Below are 20,030 nucleotides of genomic sequence, written 5' to 3' on the forward strand. Positions count from 1 at the left end.
ACGATGCCCCTCAGCCCGACACCGCCCGCCCCCGCCCCGATCGAGGTGACCTCGTGAGCGTCGAGATCATCGCGCTGATCGTCCTGGTCGCCGTCTTCACGATCTCGGCCGTGCGCAACGTCCACATGGGCGCGCTCGCGCTCGTCGCCGCCCTCGTGGTGGGCGTGCTCGTCGTCGGCGAGAGCCTCGACGACGTGCTCGGCGGGTTCCCCGTCGACGCCCTGCTCATCCTGCTCGGCATCACGTACCTGTTCGGCATCGCGCGGGTCACCGGCACCATCGACTGGCTGGTCGACCGCTCGGTGCGCCTGATCGGCGATCGCGTCGCGCTCATCCCGTGGGCGATGTTCGTCATCGGCACGCTCGTCGCCTGCCTCGGCACCTCGCACGCCGCGTTCACGATCGTCCCCATCGCGATGAGCCTCGCGCACAAGCACAAGATCCACTCGACGATGATGGGCATCGTCATGAGCTCGGCCATCGTCGGCGGCGCGCTCGCCCCGACGAGCATCAACGGCATCACCGTGATGACCGTGGCCCGCACCGCGGGGATCCCCTACAACCCTGCGCTGATGTTCGGGCTGTCGATCGGCATCAACACGCTCGTCGTGCTCGTCGCCTTCTTCCTGTTCGGCGGGCGCGAGCTGATCGCCCGGACGCGCGCCGCGGGGCCCGCCGCCGCCGCGGGCTCGGGTCGTTCCGGCTCCGGCTCCGGCTCGGGCTCGGGTCCTGGCTCGTCGCGTCGCCGCGCCGGCGGCCCCGGGATCGGCGGCTCCGGCCTCGCGACGACCGTCGCCACGAGCGAGGGCGCCGTCGGCGCCGCCGCCACCGGTGCGGACCGCGCCCAGGCGGGCGCCGCCTCCTCGGCCACGACCGCCTCCGCGACCTCGACGGCCACCGCGACCGCCGCCTCCTCGACCGGTGCCGTCTCGCTCGACGACGCCCCCGCCGAGAAGCTGAGCGGCTACCAGCTGCTCGTGCTCGTCTCGATCCCGGTGCTGATCGTCGGCTTCTTCACGATCACGCTGCTCGACGTCGACCTGAACCTCGGCGCCGTGGCGCTGACGATCGCCGTGCTGCTCGCCTTCGTGAACCCCGACGTGGGCCGCCAGGCGCTCGGCCGCATCGACTGGGGCACCATCCTGCTGCTCGGCGGGATCATCACCTACGTCGGCGTCCTGACCCGCCTCGGCGCCATCGACCAGCTCGGCGAGGCCGCCCGCTCGGTCGACTCCCCGCTGCTCGCCGCCCTCGTGATCTGCGTGATCGCCGGGCTCGTGTCGGCCTTCGCGTCGACGATCGGCATCCTCGGCGCGCTCATCCCGCTCGCCGTGCCCCTGCTGATCCCCGGCGGAGGCCTCGAGATGACCGGCTTCATCTACGCGCTGGCCATCTCTGCGTCGCTGGTCGACTGTGCGCCGTTCGGCACGACGGGCGCGACCATCGTCGCCTCGGGCGTCGAGGAGGAGCGGCCGCGCCTCTACCGCCACCTCATGTTCTGGGGACTGTCGATGGTGGTCATCGGGCCGGTCGTGACGCTGCTGCTGTTCGTGGTGCCCTTCCTCTGGGCCTAGCCCGGCGCGGGCGGCGCTGAACCGACCCGAGAGCGACGAACCTCCGTGATGTCCCGCGGAGGTTCGTCGCTCTCACGTCGGCACCTCCCCTCGGGGAGGAGGCGCGGGTCAGGCCGCGGGGGGAGCGTCCCTCAGCGGACGCAGCAGCGCCGCGACGACGTCGCCCATCAGGTCGCCGGGCGCGACGTCGCCGGTGGCGGGCGCGTCGAAGGCGGAGCCGACCGAGATCGTGATGAGGAGGCGCGCCAGCTGGTCGGAGGAGAGCCCGGTCGCGTCGGGCGTGCGTCCCTGGAACACCTGGTCGACGAGGCCGCGCAGCGTGTCGAGCACGGCCCGGCGCTGCTCGACGAAGACCTCCATGACGCGCGGCTCGGCGAGCGCCTGCGAGCGGAGCTCGGACATCAGGCTGAAGTCGTCGGCCGTGCCCGCGCCGTAGGGGGCGAACGCTGCACGGATCGCGGCGGGCAGGTCGGGCAGGTCGGTGCCGGGCACGCGCATCTCGTGCAGGGCCCGGAGCGCGCCGTCCGTCTCGCGGCGCAGCAGGGTCACGACGAGGTCGGCCTTCGAGTCGAAGTTCGAGTAGACCGCGCCCTTGCTGAACCCGGCCGCCTTGGCCACGTCGTCGAGGGTCGTCGCGTGGACGCCGTGGCGCGCGAAGAGCCGGCTCGCCGCCTCGATCAGGCGCTCGCGCACCTCGGCGCGCGGAGGGCGCTTGGTGGGGGCGCTCCCGGTCGTGGACATGTCGTCACCCTAACGTCCGGGCGACGGCTGTCGTCTGCGGCGCGCAGGGCCGGGATTCCTTGCATACTCACGGGTATCCAGGCGCTAGGATCGTCCTGCCTGGTGGACCCGAGACACCAGGAACGACCGAGTGCGCGTCGAGCGAGGCCCGCCCGAACGAGCCGCCGCCCCGCGCGCTCGGTCCCGTCCCTCGCGCGGGCTGCCCGGTGCACGGCCCGTGGCGAGGTCGTCTCGCCTGCCCGTTGCGCGCGCACGGCCCTGCTGTGGATGAAGGAGGCGCTGCACCTGTTCACTTATCCACAAGCGACAGCGTCGCTAAAGACCTGATCAGAGGCAAGTAGCTGAGTTACAGCCGTGTAATTTCCACACAGTAGTCCACAGCTTTCCTCGGTTATCCCCCGAAAGAGTCGCTCTCGACACACATTTTCCACACGCTTATCCACATGCTGTGGGGAGGCTGGCGCGCCCCGACGGTCACCCCCGGGCTGGGTGCACCTGCCCCTCGCGTCGAGGTCGGGGCGCTCGCTAGGCTCCCGACCGTGTACGTCCTCTTCACCGTGGCGATGTTCGCCGTCAGCCTGATCGCCCTCGTCGACATCGTGTCGCGCGACGACTCGCAGGTGCGCGGGCTGCCCAAGCTCGTCTGGGTGCTGCTCGTCGTGTTCGTGCCGCTGCTCGGCAGCGCCCTGTGGTTCATCGTCGGCCACGACTGGAGCGCCGCCCGTGCGGCGGGGTCGTTCGGGGGGAGGTCGTCCGAGAACGTCTCGTTCGGGGACCCGCGCCGATCGGAGCGGGTCGGCTTCGGGGGCTCGCGTCGCGCCTCCTCGTGGTCGTCGCAGCCGGCCGCCCCGCGCCAGAAGACGACCGAGGAGCAGCTCGCCGACCTCGACCGCGAGATCGAGTTCCACGAGCAGCAGGCCCGCCTGCGCGCCCTCGAGGTCGAGGTGGAGAAGCGCAAGCGCCTCGAGTGACCCCGGACGCGGTCTGCCCGCAGCTCAGTCGGCGGCCCGACTCGCGGGTCGACCCGCGACGCGGCCTGATCAGGCGAGGGGCTCGATCCGCGACGCAGCCGGACCGGGCGACGCGCTCGACCGTGATCGGGCCTCAGTCGTACACGCGGCCGAGCACCCACTGCCCCGCGCCGTCGCGGAGCACCTCGAACATGTGCGTCGTGCCGACGCCGTCGGTGGCCTGGAACCGCCACCCCACGAACTGCTGTGGTGGGTGCGTGATGAGCGCGGGCACGAAGGCCGGCTCGTGCCACATCTCGGTCGGGGTGTCCGTCACGCGCCACCGGGTGCCGTCGTGCACGAGCCGGTCGGGCGTGCCGTCGACGAACCAGAGCGCGACGGCCGATCGGGTCGTGGAGATGTTCATCGGGGCCGCCTCTCTCTCGAACACGTGTTCGAACAGGAGGCGAGTGTAGGCAGGCCGGATCGGCTCGCGCAACCGCTCCGGCGTGTCGTCGGTCCCGCCTCCTGGACGCTCGCCCCTGCCCTCCTCGACGCCGGCCTCAGCCCCTGAAGAACCGCGTTCCGAACCATGAACCGAGTTATTTCGCGGTTCATGGTTCGGAACGCGGTTCGAGGCGTGGCTCACACTCGGGGCGGCAGAGTCAGGCCCGCGCGGGCAGCGCCCCGAGCGGCATCCCGAGCGCGGCGGCGACGCCCGGCGCGACGACCGCGCCGGCGACGACGTTGAGCCCGGCGGCGAGGGCCGGGTCCGCCGCCGTGGCCGCCTCCCAGCCCTGGTCGGCCACCGCCACCACGTACGGCAGCGTCGCGTTGGTCAGGGCGCGCGTCGACGTCTCGGGCACGGCGCCCGGCATGTTCGCGACGCAGTAGTAGACCGTGTCGTGCACGGCGAAGGTGGGGTCATCGTGGGTGGTCGGCCGCGACCCCTCGAAGCAGCCGCCCTGGTCGATCGCGATGTCGACGAGCACGGCGCCCGGCTTCATCGTCGCGACCATCTCGTCGGTGACGAGCTTCGGCGCCGCCGCCCCCGGGATCAGCACGGAGCCGATCACGAGGTCGGCCTCGCGCACCTGTGCGGCGATCTCGAACGGCGACGAGTGCCGCGTGGCGACCCGGCCGTCGAAGCGCGACTCGAGCGCACGGAGGCGCGGCAGCGACAGGTCGACCACGGTCACGTCCGCGCCCAGGCCGAGGGCGTTCGCGGCCGCGTGCTCGCCGGCGACCCCGCCGCCGATCACGACGACCTTCGCGGCCGGCGTGCCGGGCACGCCGCCGAGCAGGGTGCCGCGACCGCCGGAGGCGCGCATCAGGTGGTACGCCCCGACCGTGATCGACAGGCGCCCTGCCACCTCGCTCATCGGCTGCAGCAGCGGCAGCGAGCGGTCGGGCAGCTGCACCGTCTCGTAGGCGATCGCGGTCGTGCCCGAGGCGACCAGCGCCTCCGTCAGGGGCCGGTCGGCGGCGAGGTGCAGGTAGGTGAAGACGACCTGGTCGGCGCGCAGGTGGCGGTGCTCGGACGCGATCGGCTCCTTGACCTTGAGCAGCAGGTCGGCGGCGGCCCAGACCTCGTCGGCGGTCGCGACGATCGTCGCGCCGACGGCGGCGAAGTCCTCGTCGTGGATGCGCGAGCCGAGCCCCGCGCCCGCCTGCACGAGCACCTCGTGGCCCCGGCGCACCAGGGCGTCGGCCCCGGCGGGCGTGAGGGCCACCCGGTTCTCGTTGTTCTTGATCTCGGTGGGGACTCCGACGCGCACGGTTGCTCCGATCTTCGTCAGGAGCGCCTCGTCGCGACCCTGCTCATCCAGTGTGACCCGATCGTGGCGATCGTTCGTTTCGGACCTGTTTCGACCGAAGCATCTTCTGCGAAGATGCCCCCGTGGCTGCATCCGACCCGAGAGAAGACGTCCCCGTGAGTGCAAGGCCGAACGATCTTCGTGCCCCCGGCCCGCTCGACGAGCTCGACCTGCGCCTCCTCGACGTGCTCGGGACGGACGCGCGCATCTCGAACGCCGCGCTCGCCGCGGCGGTGGGCGTCGCGCCCTCGACGGCGCACGTGCGGCTGCGCTCGCTGATCGACCGCGGGGTGGTGACGGGGTTCCTGACGAGCATCGACCAGCGGAGCCTCGGGCTGCCGCTGCAGGCGATCGTCGGCGTGACCCTGCGGCCGGGGTCGCGGCAGGCCGCCATCACCGCCTTCTCGGAGGCCGTGCGGAGCCTGCCGCAGGTGCTGCAGGTGTTCTTCCTCGGCGGGCACGACGACTTCATCGTGCACATCGCCGTGGCCGACTCGAGCGAGATCCGCACCTTCGTGGTCGACCACCTCTCCGCCCAGCCGTCGGTCGCCTCGACCCGCACGAGCATCGTGTTCGACTACCACCGCAACGGGGTCGCGGCGTCCTTCCGCTGAGGCGGCGTGGGCGCGGTGGACGAGGAGGCGCGGCTCACGGTCCCCTGGGAGTCGCGGTCGGCCTCCGTCCGCCTCGCCTACCGTCCGCCTCATGCGATCGACACGAGCAGCTCTCACGAACCGGACCCCAGCCCGCGCGACCCTCGCCAGCACCCCGTCACCCAGCGCCCCGTCATCCAGCACGCCGTCACCCCGCACGCGCCGGTCCCGTACGCCGTCGGCCCGCGCGACCCTGACCGGCGCCGCACTCGCCGTCGCGGTGCTCGGGGTCACGGCCGGCTGCACCTCCGCGGAGGCCGAGGGGACGACGCCGACGGTGACGGTCACCTCCGCCCCCGACCCCGTCCCCTCCGCGTCGGCGACCTCTGCCGCCTCGCCCGCGGTCGAGCTCGTCCGCGAGTACCTCGACGCGGCCGCGGCCGGCGACGCGGCCGCCGCCTGGGCCCTGCTCACGCCCGAGGCGCAGGCCTTCTACCCGTCCGAGCAGCAGTTCGCCTCGCTGTTCGGACGGGACGGAACCGTCACTCCGGAGGCGGCCGGGCAGCTCGCCGCGGCGACCTTCGAGGAGACGAAGGCCTTCGAGGACGTCGTCACCGTCGTCAGCGCGACGACCGAGGCCGAGGCCGACGCGTGGATCGTCCGCGAGTCGTCGGCGGGCCTCCGCATCGACGACGCCGGCGTGCCCTCGACCGGCGACTCGGTCTACGAGTGGACGAACCCGGCCGTCGGCGCCGAGGACGTCGCCGCGACCGCGGACGCGGGTGCCGCCCCCTTCGACGACTCGGCGCCCGCCTCCCTCTCGTTCGCGTCGCCGGCCTCGGCGGACGCGACCGGTCCCTCGACGGTCGGGTACCCGAACGGCCTGTTCGCGTTCGTCGACGGGGTGGAGACCCCCGTGGACGAGCCCGTCTCGGCCGGCTCGGGCCGCGAGTTCACGATCCCCGTGGGCTCGGCCTCGACCGACGGGGCACCCCGCGGCCTGACGGTCGTGTGGCAGGTCGGGACGTCGCCGGGGTCTTTCCGCAGCAGCACCGTCCTGCTCTGAGCGACGGGCGGTCGTGCACCCGGCAGCTCGCGGCCGGCTCGCCAGGCCGACTAGCGCGCCCAGTCCTCCAGGTCGACCGCGATGACGAGGTCGGACCACGCGTCGGGGTCGAGCTCGACGTCGTCGATCGTCCCGACGGCCACGTGGTCGCCCGGGCGCACGAGCACCGCGAGGACGCCCCGGTCGGCCGTCGGGACGTCCACGAACGAGGCGCCCGTCACGACGGCGTCGAGCACCCGCCCCTTGAGGGCGGACACGTCGGCGTCCGCCGCCAGGCGGTACTCGTGGCGGCCGACGGCCAGGAAGGTGGATGCCATGGTTCTCTCGTCTCGTCGCTGGCCGCCGAGGGAAGGGCGGCACGATCGCGTCGGGCCCGAGGTCCAGGGGTCTCCCACGTTTCCGACAAGCGTCGCACGACGTGCGCTCCCGCGCCAGGGGGCCGGGTAACCTCACATCCATGGACGACCTCACTCGCGTGGACGACACGGACCTGGCCGGCAGCCTGCTCGCGTCCCTGCCCGTGACCGGCGTCTCCGTGTCGACGATGGGCGAGCTGCTCCGCACCGAGACGGTGTCGGCGAGCGACCCGACGGCGGCGCGACTGGACGAGCTCCAGTTCGACCTCGGCGAGGGGCCCTGCTGGGACGCCGTCGCCGAGAGGCGTCCCGTGCTCGAGGGCAGCCTCCGGCTCGCCCCGCGGCGCTCCTGGCCGGCCTTCTCGCGTGCCCTGCTCGACCACGAGGGCGTCGAGGCCCTCTTCGCGTTCCCGCTCCTGCTCGGCCCGCTCGCCCTCGGTGCGATGGACCTGTGGTGCGACCGTCCGGGCGAGCTCCCCGACGCGAGCGCGCGCCGCGCCTCCGCGCTGGCCGACGACGTCAGCCGTCACCTCCTGCGCCGTGCCGTGCGCGACGTGGCCGACGACCAGGCCGAGGAGGTGCGGGTCGACAAGTACTCCCGCCGTCGCGTCCACCAGGCGACCGGCATGGTGCTCGCCCAGGCCGACGTCTCGGTGGAGGACGCCGAGCTGCTGCTCCAGGGCCGCGCCTTCGCCGAGGGCGTGTCGATGACCGACATCGCCGACGCCGTCCTCGAGGGACGCGTGAGCTTCGCCGCCGCCCCGGACGACCCCTGCCCCGACGAGCGGGAGCAGGAGTGGTGAGCGAGGCGGGCCGCGAGGCCGTCCTCGTCGACGCCTTCGCCACCCTGGCCGACAGCCTCGTCGCCGGGTTCGACGTCATCGAGCTGCTGCAGACGCTCGTCGAGACCTGCCGGTCCGTCCTGGACGTCCAGGAGGCGGGCATCCTGCTCGCCGACGAGGACGGCGACCTCGACGTGGTCGCGTCGACGAGCGAGGCGAGCACCCTCGTCGAGACGATGCAGCTGGACGCTCGCTCCGGCCCGTGCTGGACGTGCTTCACCACGGCGGAGCCCGTCTCGCTGCCCGACGTCGCCGTCGACCAGGGGCGCTGGCCGGAGTTCGCCGCCGTCGCCCGTGAGCAGGGCTTCCGATCGGTGCACGCCGTGCCGCTCCGTCTCCGAGGGACGGTCATCGGCACCCTCAACCTGCTGCGCACCTCCGTGGGCGCCCTCAACGAGCGCGACGTGAGGGTCGGGCAGGCGCTCGCCGACGTCGCGACGATCGGGATCCTGCAGGAACGCACGCTGCGCGAGAGCGCGGTCGTGCAGGAGCAGCTGCAGGGCGCGCTCGACACCCGCGTCGTGATCGAGCAGGCCAAGGGCGTCGTCGCGCACGTGCGCGGCGTGAGCACGGACGAGGCGTTCGTGCTCATCCGTCAGCACGCCCGCAGTCGGCGGCTCAAGCTGGTCGAGGTCGCCGTGCAGCTCGTCGAGCGCCGCCTGACGCTCTAGCGCTGCCCGGAACTCGGTCGCAGGGCGAACGGAGCAGCCGCGGGCCCCTCCTCCGTGAACGAGCACGGCGGCAGCGCCGTAGATTCGACGGATGTTCCTCTCCCACGAGGTCGACCCCCGGTCGGCCACGGCTGTCGTCCGCGCTCGCCTGCCGCGCTCGGTGGCCGGCTCCCTCGGGCTCGCCGCCGACCTGACCCGTCGAGGAGGCGCGGCACCCGTTCCCGGGGCCGGCTCGACCGCCGACCTGTGGCTGGCCCTCGCGACCCTCGCGGCCCACGACGTCGGAGCGGCGCGGGCGGTCGAGCCGCACCTCGACGCGACCGCGATCCTCGACCAGGCGCGGGAGGCGGGCACGGTCGTGCTGCCGACCCGCGCCTCCTCGGCGGACCGGTTCACCTGGGGCGTCTTCGCGGCCGAGGGCCCGGGCGCGAAGCTCGTGGCGGAGCCCGCAGCGACCGCCGGCTCGGCCACCGCCGAGCCCGCGGCGACCGCCGGCTCGGTGATCGCCGCAGGTGCGGGAGACGACCGTACCTCCTGGACGCTCACCGGCACCAAGCCGTGGTGCTCGCTCGCGGGCGTGCTCGACGGCGCGCTCGTCACCGCCTGGGTCGGCGACGAGCGCCGCTTGTTCGCCGTCGACCTCCGCCAGCCCGGCGTCGAGGTCGTGCCCGGCGCCTGGCACGCGCGCGGCCTGGTCGAGATCCCGTCGGGGCCCGTGACGTTCGCGTCCGTGCCGGCGACACCCGTCGGTGAGCCTGGCTGGTACCTCCGCCGCCCCGGCTTCGAGTGGGGCGGCATCGCCGTCGCCGCCTGCTGGTACGGCGGCGCGGTCGGCGTGGCCGGTACCCTGCTGAGGTCCGCGGTCGCCCGCGACCCCGACCCGTGGCTGCTCCGGGCGCTCGGCGTCGTCGACGAACGCCTCGGCGACGCACGTCGCGCACTGGAGGAGGCGGCCGTCGCCGTCGACTCCGGCCGAGCGGTCGGGCAGGAGGCGCGGCTCCTGGCGAAGAGGACGCGCGCGACCGTCGCCCACGCGGCCGAGGACGTGCTCGCCGCCGTCGGCGGAGCGCTCGGCCCGGCGCCGCTCGCCTCCGACCCGGAGCACGCCAAGCGCGTGGCCGACCTCGAGCTGTACCTGCGGCAGCGGCACGCGTCGAAGGACGACGCGTCGCTCGGCGGCGCCGTGCGCGACGCTGCCGTCGCGGCTGCGGCTGCGGCTGCGTCTGCGTCTGCGGCTGCGTCTGCTGCCGCCGCCGTGCCTGCGGCCGACGATGTGACGCTCCCCGGGGGTCCCGCGGCGCCGGACGCCCTCGGAGCGTCACCTCGACGAGCCGTCGACGTCGGCGGAACCGTCGTCGGCGCCCGCACGGGCAGCACGGGCACCGCGGGGATCGCCCCGTGGTGAGCTTCGACGCCCGCGAGCCCGGCACCTCCGTGGCGACCTGGCGCTCCGACCCGCGCTGGGCGACCCTGCCGGCTCCGCGCCCGCTCGACCCCGCGATCGTGCCCGCCGTCGCCGAGCCGGACGCGCCCGGCGCGTTCGACCTGGTCGACGCCTCCGGTCCGGTGGTCGTGCTCGCCGCGCACCCCGACGACGAGACCCTGGGCGCCGGATCCCTGATCGCGCAGCTCGTGCGGCAGGGACGCGCCGTGACGGTCGTCGTCGTCACCGACGGGGCGGCGTCGCACCCGCGCTCGACGTCGACACCGGCCGGGTCGCTCCGCGAACTGCGCCTGGCCGAGGCCCGCGCCGCGCTCGACGAGCTCGTCGACCCCGCGGGCCTGGGCGCGCCGATCGAGCTGGTCGCCCTCGGCGTCGCCGACGGCGGTCTCCGCGAGGCCCGCGACGTCGTCCGCCGCCAGCTCGCCGACCTGCTCGCGGAGCGCCGGCCCGTCCTCGTCCTCGCCCCGTGGCGGGGCGACGGCCACCGCGACCACCGGGTGCTCGGCGAGGTCGCGGCGGAGCTCGTGGGAGGCGACGGGTCCGCGCTGCCGGACGCCCGCCTCCTCGAGTACCCGATCTGGATGTGGCACTGGGGCGGGCCCGACCACCCCGACGTGCCGTGGGACGCGTTCGTGCGCGTCGACGGCGACGAGGAGGTGGGCCTCGCGAAGCAGCGGGCGCTCGCCCGGTACTCCTCGCAGGTGCTGCCGCTGAGCGACCGGCCCGGCGACGAGGCCGTGCTGCGGCCCGACTTCGTCGAGCACTTCGTCGGCGGCGCGGAGGTCTTCGTCGAGGCGCCCGCGCCCGAGCCCGCGCCCGCTTCCGTGCCCGCCGACACGCTCGCGCCGTCGTTCGACGCGACGCACGCGCGCCGAGACGACCCCTGGGGAGTCACGACGCGCTGGTACGAGCGCCGCAAGCGCGCCCTCGTGCTCGCCTCCCTGCCCGACGAGCGCCTCGGCCGGGTGCTCGAGATCGGCTGCTCGATCGGCGTCGTCACCGAGCAGCTCGCCCTGCGTGCGGACTCCGTGCTCGCCGTCGACGTCTCGTCGGTCGCCGTCGGGCGGGCCCGCGAGCGCTTGGCCGCCCAGCCGCACGTGCGCGTGGAGGTCGCCGACGTCTCGGCCGGACTGCCCCGGGGCGACCACGCGCTCGACCTCGTCGTGCTCGGCGAGGTCGGCTACTACCTGTCTCCCGAGGCGCTCGGAGCGCTGCTCGTCGACGTCGACCGCGTGCTCGCGCCGGGCGGCTCGCTCGTCGCCTGCCACTGGCGGCACGGTGCCGACGACTTCGCGCAGGGCGGCGACGAGGTGCACGAAGCGCTCGCCGCCTGGGCCCGCGACGCGGGCCTGACGCGCGTCGTCGGCCACGTCGAGGAGGACTTCCTCCTCGACGTCTTCTCGCGTGACCCCCGATCGGTCGCGAGCAGGACGGGCCTCCGATGAGCGCGCGGCCCGCCATCTCGCAGCCCGCGCAGCCCGTGACGCCGGCCGCGACTCGCTCGCCCACGACCCCGCCGCGCATCTCCGGCGTCGCGGTCGTCGTCCCCGCACGCGACGAGGCCGAGCTGATCGCGCGGTGCCTCGCCTCGATCCGCGAGGCGCGCCTCCTGCTGGCCGGTCGTGCCGCAGCCGGTGGTCCCGGGGCGGCAGGGCAGGGCCGAGACGAGGAGGTGCGGGTCGTCACCGTCGTCGTGGCCGACGACTGCTCGGACGACACGGCCGCGATCGCGGCCGCCGTGCCCGACGTGACGGTGGTCGAGACCCGCCTCCGCTCCGTCGGGGCCGCCCGCTCCGAGGGAGCCCGGGTCGCCTTCGCCCGTCTCGCGGAGCACGGCGTCGCCGCCGACGCCGTCTGGCTGGCCGCCACGGACGCCGACTCGGCCGTCCCGCCCGCGTGGCTGACCTCGCAGCTCGACCTCGCCGACCGCGAGGGCGCGGACGTCGTCGTGGGCACGGTGCGCCCGGACTTCGCCGACCTGTCGGACGCCCAGGTCGCGGCCTGGCTGTCGCGGCACACCCCCGGGCGGCCGAACGGGCACGTTCACGGCGCCAACCTCGGCCTGCGCGCGACGGTCTACGAGGCGGCCGGCGGCTTCGGCGAGCTCGACCTGCACGAGGACGTCGAGCTCGTCGCCCGCGCCCGTGCCGCCGGGGCGGTCGTCGTCGCGTCGGAGGCCGGCGAGGTGCTCACGTCGGGCCGCCAGGTCGGCCGCACCCGCGGCGGCTACGCCGGCTACCTCGCGAACGACCTGCTCGCGTAGCGCCCCCGCCGCTACGGGACGAGGAGCCGCGGGGCCCCGCGTCATCTCGTCCCTTTCTCGTCGCCTAGGCCTGCTGCGGCAGCGCCGCCTCGATCACGCCGACGATCGCGGGGTCGTCCGGCTCGGTCGTCGGCCGGAACCGGTGCACGTCGCCCGAGGGCGTGACGACGAACTTCTCGAAGTTCCACTTGACCTTGCCGGCCTTGCCGTCGGCGTCGGCCGTCTTCTTGAGCTCCGTGTAGAGGGGGTGCTCCGAGCGGCCGTTGACGCGGACCTTCTCCATCATGGGGAACGTCACGCCCCAGGTCGCCGAGCAGTACTCGTCGATGGCCTCGGACGAGCCGAGCTCCTGCAGGAACTGGTTGCTCGGGAACCCGACGACGGTGAAGCCGCGCTCGCCGTAGGTCTTCTGCAGCTGCTCGAGCTTCTCGTACTGCGGTGCGAGTCCGCAGCGCGACGCCACGTTGACGACGAGCACCACCTTGTCGGTGAAGGCCCCGAAGCGGGTGTGCTCGCCGCGGAGGGTGGTCAGGTCGATGTCGTCGAGGTCGCTCATGGGCGCGACGCTACTCGTCCGGGGGGTGAGCCACCTGCGACACAGCACGTCGCGCCTCCTGAGTCAATCCCCCCTCGCGACTTGTCCCCGGCCCGCGGGGCCCGCAAGGATCAGGGAGATGTCCGACGACCCCCGACGCAGAGTCCTCGTCGAGGCGCACGGCGACGACCTGGCCGGGGCGGAGCGGTTCTTCGGCTCGGGCTACGGCGAGGTGGGCGGCCTGCGGTTCGTCGAGACCCGCGACCCGTTCCACTGGCGTCACACGACGCGCGGCGACGGCGAGCTGACCCTCCGCACGACGCACTTCTCGGGCGAGGTCACCGGCACCATCCAGCCGCGTGGCGAGCGCATCGTCCAGTGGATCGGCCGCGGCTCGGCCCACATGGACATCGGCCGCGACGAGGTCACGCCCGAGATCGGCCAGCCCATGCCGTTCCCCTGGGGTCGGCCCTTCTCGTTCCGCGTGACCGACGTCGAGCAGAACCTCCTGCACCTCTCCGACCGGGTCCTCGACGAGGTCGCGTCCGAGCGGGAGGACGCCTACCCCGGCTCCGTGCGCTTCGACCACACGGCCGTGATCGACGACGAGGGCCGGGCTCGCTTCAACTCCGCCCTGCGCCGGATCGCCCAGACCTACCTCGACGACTCGTCCGACGACGCGGTGCGGGCCGAGACGGCGCGCTACGCGGCGAGGGTCCTGCTCGACACGTTCCCGCACACCTCCCGTCGCCTGCCGGACGAGGTGCTGGCCCCCCGGAACGTGTCCCTCCGCCAGGCGGTCGAGTACGTGCACGGGCGCGCCCACGAGCCGATCACCCCGAGCGGCGTCGCGAAGCACGCCGGGCTCACCCCTCGCGGGCTGCAGCAGGCCTTCAGCCGGCACCTCGACACGACGCCCTCCGAGTACCTGCGCGCCGTGCGGCTCGACCGCGTGCGGGAGGAGCTCGTCGAGGGATCGCCGGAGACGGTGACCGTCGCCGAGGTGGCCAAGCGGTGGGCGTTCGCTCACCTGGGGCGCTTCTCCGCCTCCTACGTGCAGCGCTTCGACGAGTACCCGCGCGAGACGCTGAACCGCACCTGACCGGCCTGCACCCCGGGTCGCAGGAGGCGCGGGCGCGTACCGTGGGACGCTCAGCCCGTGGGACCTTCCCCCGGGTGAACCGGAAGAGCCCGCATGAAGCGCATCAGCTACGCCGAGGACCACCTGGTCACCGGCGACGACATCGCCGACGCGGTCATGGCCTACGCGCAGGCCCTCGCGATGAAGGGGCGGTCGGACTCGATCGACGTCCCCGCCGTGGACCGGAACGGCGCGCCCCGGGTCTTCAGCATCCTCGTCGGGCCGGCGAGCCAGATGTTGACCTCCGACTCGCTCAGCGTCGACGAGGCCCGCGGCGACGAGATCCTCGACGAGCGCCTCGTCGCCGAGCTCGCGAGCCGGACGGCCGCGCTCGCCGGTCCGTCGCCCGTGTCGGTGCCGCGGGGCACCCAGGTCGTCGACCTCGAGACCGAGCAGTTCGGCCTCGACGACGAGGACGACAGCCCCAGCCGTTAACCCGGCGGCCATCTCTGCGGCACGTGTCGTGCATATGGTCGTGGCGTCCCGACGCCCGACCGTCCCGAACGCACGACCGACCCGGTCGACCCGACCGCACCAGAGAGAGCTCCCGCATGCGCGCACGCCGCCCGGCCTCCCGCCCCACGACACCGTCCTCCGCACCGGCCGCTGCCTCGACCCCTTCGCGGGCAGCCCGCGTCCGGCGCCCGCTCGGCACCGTCGCCCTCACCGGCACCGCGGCCCTCGCCGCCGCCGGCCTGATCGGCCTCTCGGCGCCCGCGAGCGCGGCCGTCGTCGCGGCCCCGATCGAGGTCTTCGCCGACCAGGAGGCCTTCGACCTGCAGCCGGTCGGCTCGTACGAGACCGGCACCTTCGACGCCAGCGCCGCCGAGATCGTCGAGCACTGGACCGGCCCGGCGCGGGACGCCTCCGGCACGACGCTGCACCGCCTCCTCGTCGTCAACGCGGCGGAGGCGGTCGTCGAGGTCCTCGACGTCGGCACGCCCTCAGCGCCCGTCTCGGCCGGCTTCACGGTGCAGACCACGGGCGTCACGGCCGCCGACGGCTCGGTCGTGCCCGCGGGCGCCGTCGCCAACTCGGTCTCGGTGCGGGCCGACGGCCTCGGCGCCGTCGCCGTCGAGAGCGACGACAAGACCGACCTCGGCTGGGTCGTCTTCTTCGACGCCGCGGGCGACGGAGGTGCCCTGGGCGCCGTGCGCGTCGGCTCGCTGCCCGACATGGTCGCCTTCAGCCCCGACGGCGCCCGGGTGATCGTCGCGAACGAGGGCGAGCCCGCCGAGGACTACTCGGTCGACCCCGAGGGCACGATCAGCATCGTCGAGGCGCCCGCGACCGTCTCCGCGCCCGCGCAGTCGGCCGTCAGCACAGCCGACTTCCACGACTTCGAGGCGGGCGGCAGCTCGGTGCTCGACCCCGAGGTGCGGATCTTCGGCGGCCGTGAGGACGCCGGCACCGTCACGCCCGAGTCGCCCCTGCTGTTCCCCGTGAGCGAGAACCTCGAGCCCGAGTACGCCACGTTCTCGGCTGACGGCGCGACCGCGTGGGTCTCGCTGCAGGAGGCGAACGCCCTCGCGATCGTCGACGTCGCCTCGGCGACCGTCACCGAGGTCGTGCCGCTCGGCACCGTCGACCGCGCGGTGGTGCCCTTCGACCCGTCGGACCGTGACGGTGCCGGCGGCGGCCCCGCGATCGCAATCGGCACCTGGGCCGGCGTCGAGGGCTACCTGATGCCCGACACGATCGCCAGCTACGAGGTCGGCGGCTCGACCTACGTCGTCACGGCGAACGAGGGCGACTCGCGCGACTGGGACGGCTACAGCGAGGTGTCGCGGGTCAGCGCCCTCGGCCGGGGCGGCGTCCCGCCGGTCTGCGCCACGTCGCCCGCCGCCGGCTCGCTGGCGCCCGCCGCGCTCGGCCGCCTCAACGTCACCACGGCGAACGGCCTCAGCGCCGACGGCTCCTGCTACGAGACCCTCTACACGTTCGGGTCGCGGTCGTTCAGCATCCTCGACGCGAGCGGTCAGCAGGTCTTCGACTCGGGCTCCGACTTCGAGGAGGTCACCGCGGCCGCCGCGCCCGAGTTCTTCAACTCGAACCACACGGAGTCGGCCCTCGACGGCCGCAGCGACGACAAGGGACCCGAGCCGGAGGGCGTCGCCCTGGGCGAGATCGACGGACGCACCTATGCCTTCATCGGCTTCGAGCGCGTGGGCGGGATCGCCGTCTACGACGTGACCGTGCCGACCGCCGCCTCCTTCGTGGCCTACGTCAACAACCGGGACTTCACGGCGCCGCCGGCCGACGCCTCGCCGGCCGCGCTGTCGGCCGCGGGCGACCTCGGACCGGAGGGGCTCGCGTTCATCCCCGCCGCCGACTCGGCGACCGGCGAGCCCATGCTCGCCGTCGGCAACGAGGTCTCGGGCACGACGACGCTCTTCGCGATCACGGTGCCCGCGGCGGTCGAGCCGCCCGTCGTCGTGCCGCCGATCGTGGTGGACCCGCCGGTCGTCGCGCCGGGCGACGGCGCGGGTGCGCCGGGCGCAGGCGCCGGCGCCGGTGCCGGCACGCCGGGCGCGGGCGCGGGCGCCCCGGGATCCGGGAACGGCGCAGGAGGCGCGGGCACGTCGACCGCAGCCGGCACGACCCGCGACGGCCTGGCCTACACCGGCTCGGAGCTGGTCTCCTGGGCCCTGCCCCTCGCGGGCGGACTCGTCGCCCTCGGCGCCGTGCTGCTGGTCCGCGCTCGTCGCAGGGCGGCCCGCCTGCGCGGCTGACGCCTCCTCGGCCCTCACGAGAGGCCCCGAGTCGACCTCCCCTCGCGGGCGACGGTCGATCCGGGGCCTCTCGTCTGTCCCCGCGGGAGGAGGTCGGGGTCGGGCGCGCCCTCAGGCGGAGGCCGAGGCGGCCGGCGCGATGACGTGCAGCACGCCGGGCGCGACCTCGACCGTGACCGGCAGCGGCCCGACGCGCTCGCCGTCGGCGTAGGCGACGATCCCGTCGCCCGACTCGATGACGACCTTCCGCACGCGGTGCACGTGCACCCGCGGGTCAGCGAGGTGCGTGCCCTTCGCGACCTTGAGGAACAGCCGCAGGAACTGCAGCCGCCCGAGCCGCTCCACGATCAGCACGTCGAGCAGGCCGTCGTCGAGGCGCGCGTCGGGCAGCACCGTCATGCCTCCGCCGAAGGAGCGCCCGTTGCCGACGGTGACCAGCGTGCCCCGCACCTCGCGGGAGTCGCCGTCGAGCTCGAGCCGGTACGAGAGCGGCCGCAGGCGCAGCAGCTCGATCAGCAGGGCGAGGTCGTAGCGGCGCCGGCCCGCGGGCCAGCGCAGGGCGTTCGTCCGCTCGTTCACCACGGCGTCGAAGCCGGCCGAGACGATGCAGCCGAACCAGGTGGACTCGTCGCCGCGCGTCACCCTGCCCGCGTCGATCACGAGCGGCGGCCGGTCGAGCAGGGAGACGAGGAGGCGCGTCGCGGCCTCGGGGTCGTCGTGCGGGATCCCGAGGGTGCGGGCCATGTCGTTGCCGGTGCCCGTCGGCACGATCCCCAGCGCGACCGGCACGCCGACGACGAGCTGCACGCCGAGGTTGACGACACCGTCGCCGCCCACGACGACCAGGGCGTGGGGGAGGGTCAGCACCTGCGCACGCGCGGCCGCGGCGAGGGCCTCGACCGTGGGCTCGCGGAGCGGGACGACGTCGTGGCCCGCCGCGCGGAGGGCGTCGACGACGGCGTCGCCCACGCCTCGTCCGCGTCCGGACGACGCCGACGGGTTGATCGCGACGACGACGCGGCGGCGGGGAGTCGGTTCCATCCCCCGATCATGTCAGCGCGGGCGCCGCGCCGCCCCGGCGGCTGTGCCCGGCGGCCCGCCCGGCGACCGGCCTGGCCTGGCTATGTAGGAGGCATGGAACGAGGAAGGCGTGGGCCCGCACCGTCCCCGTCCCTCCTCCCCGCCGATCTAGGCCCACCGTGCGCGGAAGCGCACTGCACCGGGAAACGAACACTGCACCGGGTCTAGACCCGGTGCAGTGTCCGAAACGCGGTGCGATGCGGCGCGGCGACCCCGCAACCACGCGGCAGCTGCGCGGTGCCGCGCGGCACCAGCAGCAGCAGCTCAGCGGCGGCGGCGCTCCGCACCGATCGCGGTGAGCAGCAGCACGGCGCCGGCCGCCAGGTGCAGGACGTCGTCGCCCAGGTTGAGCGCGAGGAAGTTGACCTCGGTGTCGCGCACGAGGAACCCGGCGACGCCCAGCACCACGAAGAGCAGGCCGACGGCGGTGTTGATGGTCCGGGCAGGGCCCCGGCCGGAGGCGCCTGCGATCAGCAGGGCCGCCCCCGAGAGCACCCAGATGACCACGAGCGCCGGGTTGACGTTGAGGAACCCGAAGGCCGCGCCCGTGGTGTCGAAGAACGAGCCCATGTTCTCGGCCAGGAAGGCGCAGGCGCCGACCAGCAGGACGATCGTGCCGATCGTCAGTGCAGCCGCGCGGTTCGGCGACTCGCGGATCGTGGGCTCGTAGGCGGCAGGAGTCGTCGTGGTCATACCCCGATCATGCCAGAGCGTCCCCGGGGGAGGTGCGGCACCCCGCAGGAGGCGCGGCTCAGCTCGAGGACGCCGCCGCGGCACCCGAGCCGGCCCCGGTGGCGTCCGCCGTCTCCGTCCCCACGCCGTCAGCTGAGGCGCCGCCGTCCGCCGCTGCTGCCGCGTCCTCCGCCGCGCGGATCGCGGGCACCCGCGTCGCCTGGCTCATGAACCGCCGCACGTCGAGGTCGACGATGATGTCGGCCGGCCGCAGCGGCCGGGTCAGGTAGAGCCCGTCGAGGGCGGTGATGCGGCTCAGCGCGACGTAGGTCTGCCCGGCGCTGAAGACGCGCGTGCCCAGGTCGACGATGGCGCTGTCGTACGTCTTGCCCTGCGACTTGTGGATGGTGACGGCCCAGGCGAGGCGCAGCGGGAACTGGGTGAACTCGGCCACGACGTCCTTGCGGAGCTGCTTGGTCGAGGCCGACCACGAGTAGGCGAACTTCTCCCACACGGCGGGCTGCACCTCGTGCTCCTCGCCGTCGACCTCGACGAAGACGGTGTCGCGCACCTTCGTCACGGTGCCGGTGGTGCCGTTGACCCAGCGCTGGTCCTGGTCGTTGCGGAGGAACATCACCCGGGCCCCGCGCTTCAGCTCGAGCGCCTCGTCGGCGGGGAACGTGCGTCCGCCGAACTCGCCGCTGACCTCGGCCTTGGCCGTCAGCACGCGCCCGGGCAGCCGCTCGAGCTCGACCTTGTTGATGCGGGTGACGGTGTCGTTGCGGGTCGCGAGCGTGATGGCGGTGCCGTCGGTCGGCGCGGGTCGTGCCCCGGCGCCGTTCAGCGCGCCGGCGATCTCGGCGGTGACGCGGCCGTGGCGCACGGCGTTGAGCATCTCCTTGAAGTCGCCCTCGGTCTGCCGGTGGATGAACGCCAGCTCGTAGATGCGCAGCGACGCCTCGTGCCAGACGTGCGCGTCGAAGAACCACATCGACCGGTAGTTGTCGCGGAAGTACGCCCGCTCCTCGGCGTCGCCGGGCACCGGGGGCAGCTGGTACGGGTCGCCGAAGAGGACGACCTGCACGCCGCCGAACGGCTCGGACCGGCGCTGGCGGGCCTGGCGCAGCGAGCGGTCGATCGCGTCCATCAGGTCGGCGTTGACCATCGAGACCTCGTCGATCACAAGCGTGTCGATCGTGTTCAGCAGCTTGCGCAGCTCGCTCTTCTGCTCGATGTCGTGGTCGGCGATCAGCCCGATCGACAGCCTGAAGAGCGAGTGGATCGTCTGCCCGCCGACGTTGAGGGCGGCGACGCCGGTCGGCGCGCAGATGACGACCTGCTTCGACGTGTTCCACGACAGGTGGTTCAGCAGGGTCGACTTGCCGGTGCCGGCCCGGCCGGTGACGAAGATGTGCTCCTTCGTGTCCTCGATGGCGTCGAACACGGCCTGCTGCTCGGCGGAGAGGGCGACGGACACGGGCGGCACGGACCTTTCGGGCGGGGGAGGCGGGACACCCAATCTACCCGCGCCTCCTCGGCTGCACGGCTGATCG

General features: G+C 74.0%; 20 protein-coding genes. 12 read left to right on the forward strand and 8 right to left on the reverse strand.

Translation table 11 applies throughout. From position 1 onward, the window contains the following. The first annotated feature begins 53 nt into the window (after positions 1-53). Positions 54-1,574, forward strand: a complete 1,521-nt coding sequence (locus tag EDF18_RS14045; RefSeq protein WP_158614692.1) for an SLC13 family permease — start codon at positions 54-56, stop codon at positions 1,572-1,574. 108 nt (positions 1,575-1,682) lie between these two features. Here the strand turns inward: EDF18_RS14045 and EDF18_RS14050 are convergent, their stop codons facing one another. After that, positions 1,683-2,315, reverse strand: a complete 633-nt coding sequence (locus EDF18_RS14050; RefSeq protein WP_123548457.1) for a TetR/AcrR family transcriptional regulator — start codon at positions 2,313-2,315, stop codon at positions 1,683-1,685. A gap of 539 nt (positions 2,316-2,854) precedes the next feature. Here EDF18_RS14050 and EDF18_RS14055 point away from each other — a divergent pair. Beyond that, positions 2,855-3,286 (forward strand): PLDc N-terminal domain-containing protein, encoded by a 432-nt coding sequence (locus tag EDF18_RS14055; RefSeq protein WP_233569180.1) that lies wholly within the window; start codon positions 2,855-2,857, stop codon positions 3,284-3,286. 133 nt (positions 3,287-3,419) lie between these two features. Here EDF18_RS14055 and EDF18_RS14060 read toward each other — a convergent pair whose 3' ends face one another. Together EDF18_RS14060 and ald are read right to left on the reverse strand one after the other, a co-directional pair. Continuing rightward, positions 3,420-3,692: a hypothetical protein gene (locus tag EDF18_RS14060; RefSeq protein WP_123548591.1), complete on the reverse strand. Its 273-nt coding sequence runs from the start codon at positions 3,690-3,692 to the stop codon at positions 3,420-3,422. Between the two features lie 238 nt (positions 3,693-3,930). Continuing rightward, on the reverse strand, positions 3,931-5,043 hold the full coding sequence (gene ald, locus EDF18_RS14065) for an alanine dehydrogenase (protein ID WP_123548458.1): 1,113 nt from the start codon (positions 5,041-5,043) through the stop codon (positions 3,931-3,933). A gap of 122 nt (positions 5,044-5,165) precedes the next feature. On the opposite strand from ald, the gene EDF18_RS14070 reads away from it, so the two are divergent. Together EDF18_RS14070 and EDF18_RS14075 are read left to right on the forward strand one after the other, a co-directional pair. Then, positions 5,166-5,696 carry an Lrp/AsnC family transcriptional regulator gene (locus EDF18_RS14070; protein WP_369878380.1) on the forward strand — a complete coding sequence of 177 codons (531 nt, stop codon included), beginning with the start codon at positions 5,166-5,168 and terminating at the stop codon, positions 5,694-5,696. A 91-nt stretch (positions 5,697-5,787) separates the two neighbouring features. Further along, a complete protein-coding gene (locus EDF18_RS14075) occupies positions 5,788-6,741 on the forward strand; it encodes a hypothetical protein (protein WP_148050101.1) in 954 nt (317 codons plus the stop codon). A gap of 50 nt (positions 6,742-6,791) precedes the next feature. Here the strand turns inward: EDF18_RS14075 and EDF18_RS14080 are convergent, their stop codons facing one another. Then, positions 6,792-7,058 (reverse strand): hypothetical protein, encoded by a 267-nt coding sequence (locus EDF18_RS14080; protein ID WP_148050102.1) that lies wholly within the window; start codon positions 7,056-7,058, stop codon positions 6,792-6,794. A gap of 140 nt (positions 7,059-7,198) precedes the next feature. Between EDF18_RS14080 and EDF18_RS14085 the strand changes: the two genes are divergently transcribed. From EDF18_RS14085 to EDF18_RS14105, 5 genes are all read left to right on the forward strand, one after another. Beyond that, complete coding sequence (locus EDF18_RS14085; protein WP_158614693.1) at positions 7,199-7,900, forward strand: ANTAR domain-containing protein; 702 nt, start codon at positions 7,199-7,201, stop codon at positions 7,898-7,900. Further along, entirely contained in the window at positions 7,897-8,610 is a 714-nt protein-coding gene (locus EDF18_RS14090; RefSeq protein WP_123548592.1) for a GAF and ANTAR domain-containing protein, read from the forward strand. Before EDF18_RS14085 ends, EDF18_RS14090 begins: the two co-directional genes overlap by 4 nt. Positions 8,611-8,701: 91 nt before the next feature. Beyond that, positions 8,702-10,015, forward strand: a complete 1,314-nt coding sequence (locus EDF18_RS14095; protein WP_123548463.1) for an acyl-CoA dehydrogenase — start codon at positions 8,702-8,704, stop codon at positions 10,013-10,015. Beyond that, the gene (locus EDF18_RS14100) at positions 10,009-11,499 is read left to right on the forward strand and encodes a bifunctional PIG-L family deacetylase/class I SAM-dependent methyltransferase (RefSeq protein ID WP_123548464.1); all 1,491 of its coding nucleotides are present in this window, start codon (positions 10,009-10,011) and stop codon (positions 11,497-11,499) included. Before EDF18_RS14095 ends, EDF18_RS14100 begins: the two co-directional genes overlap by 7 nt. After that, complete coding sequence (locus EDF18_RS14105) at positions 11,496-12,317, forward strand: glycosyltransferase family 2 protein (RefSeq protein ID WP_123548465.1); 822 nt, start codon at positions 11,496-11,498, stop codon at positions 12,315-12,317. Before EDF18_RS14100 ends, EDF18_RS14105 begins: the two co-directional genes overlap by 4 nt. A gap of 64 nt (positions 12,318-12,381) precedes the next feature. Here EDF18_RS14105 and EDF18_RS14110 read toward each other — a convergent pair whose 3' ends face one another. After that, a complete protein-coding gene (locus EDF18_RS14110; RefSeq protein WP_123548466.1) occupies positions 12,382-12,873 on the reverse strand; it encodes a glutathione peroxidase in 492 nt (163 codons plus the stop codon). 118 nt (positions 12,874-12,991) lie between these two features. On the opposite strand from EDF18_RS14110, the gene EDF18_RS14115 reads away from it, so the two are divergent. From EDF18_RS14115 to EDF18_RS14125, 3 genes are all read left to right on the forward strand, one after another. After that, positions 12,992-13,954 carry a helix-turn-helix domain-containing protein gene (locus tag EDF18_RS14115; protein WP_133738830.1) on the forward strand — a complete coding sequence of 321 codons (963 nt, stop codon included), beginning with the start codon at positions 12,992-12,994 and terminating at the stop codon, positions 13,952-13,954. A gap of 93 nt (positions 13,955-14,047) precedes the next feature. After that, positions 14,048-14,428, forward strand: a complete 381-nt coding sequence (locus EDF18_RS14120) for a hypothetical protein (RefSeq protein ID WP_123548468.1) — start codon at positions 14,048-14,050, stop codon at positions 14,426-14,428. A gap of 116 nt (positions 14,429-14,544) precedes the next feature. Beyond that, entirely contained in the window at positions 14,545-16,725 is a 2,181-nt protein-coding gene (locus tag EDF18_RS14125; RefSeq protein ID WP_199732456.1) for a choice-of-anchor I family protein, read from the forward strand. A gap of 111 nt (positions 16,726-16,836) precedes the next feature. On the opposite strand, the gene EDF18_RS14130 is transcribed toward EDF18_RS14125, so the two are convergent. From EDF18_RS14130 to EDF18_RS14140, 3 genes are all read right to left on the reverse strand, one after another. Further along, the gene (locus EDF18_RS14130; RefSeq protein ID WP_123548469.1) at positions 16,837-17,766 is read right to left on the reverse strand and encodes a diacylglycerol kinase family protein; all 930 of its coding nucleotides are present in this window, start codon (positions 17,764-17,766) and stop codon (positions 16,837-16,839) included. A gap of 303 nt (positions 17,767-18,069) precedes the next feature. Continuing rightward, a complete protein-coding gene (locus EDF18_RS14135; RefSeq protein WP_123548470.1) occupies positions 18,070-18,498 on the reverse strand; it encodes a DUF4383 domain-containing protein in 429 nt (142 codons plus the stop codon). Positions 18,499-18,556: 58 nt separating this feature from the next. After that, positions 18,557-19,954 (reverse strand): ATP-dependent RecD-like DNA helicase, encoded by a 1,398-nt coding sequence (locus tag EDF18_RS14140; RefSeq protein WP_123548593.1) that lies wholly within the window; start codon positions 19,952-19,954, stop codon positions 18,557-18,559. Between the last annotated feature and the right edge of the window lie 76 nt (positions 19,955-20,030).

Source organism: Frigoribacterium sp. PhB107 (assembly GCF_003751515.1).
GTDB lineage: Bacteria > Actinomycetota > Actinomycetes > Actinomycetales > Microbacteriaceae > Frigoribacterium.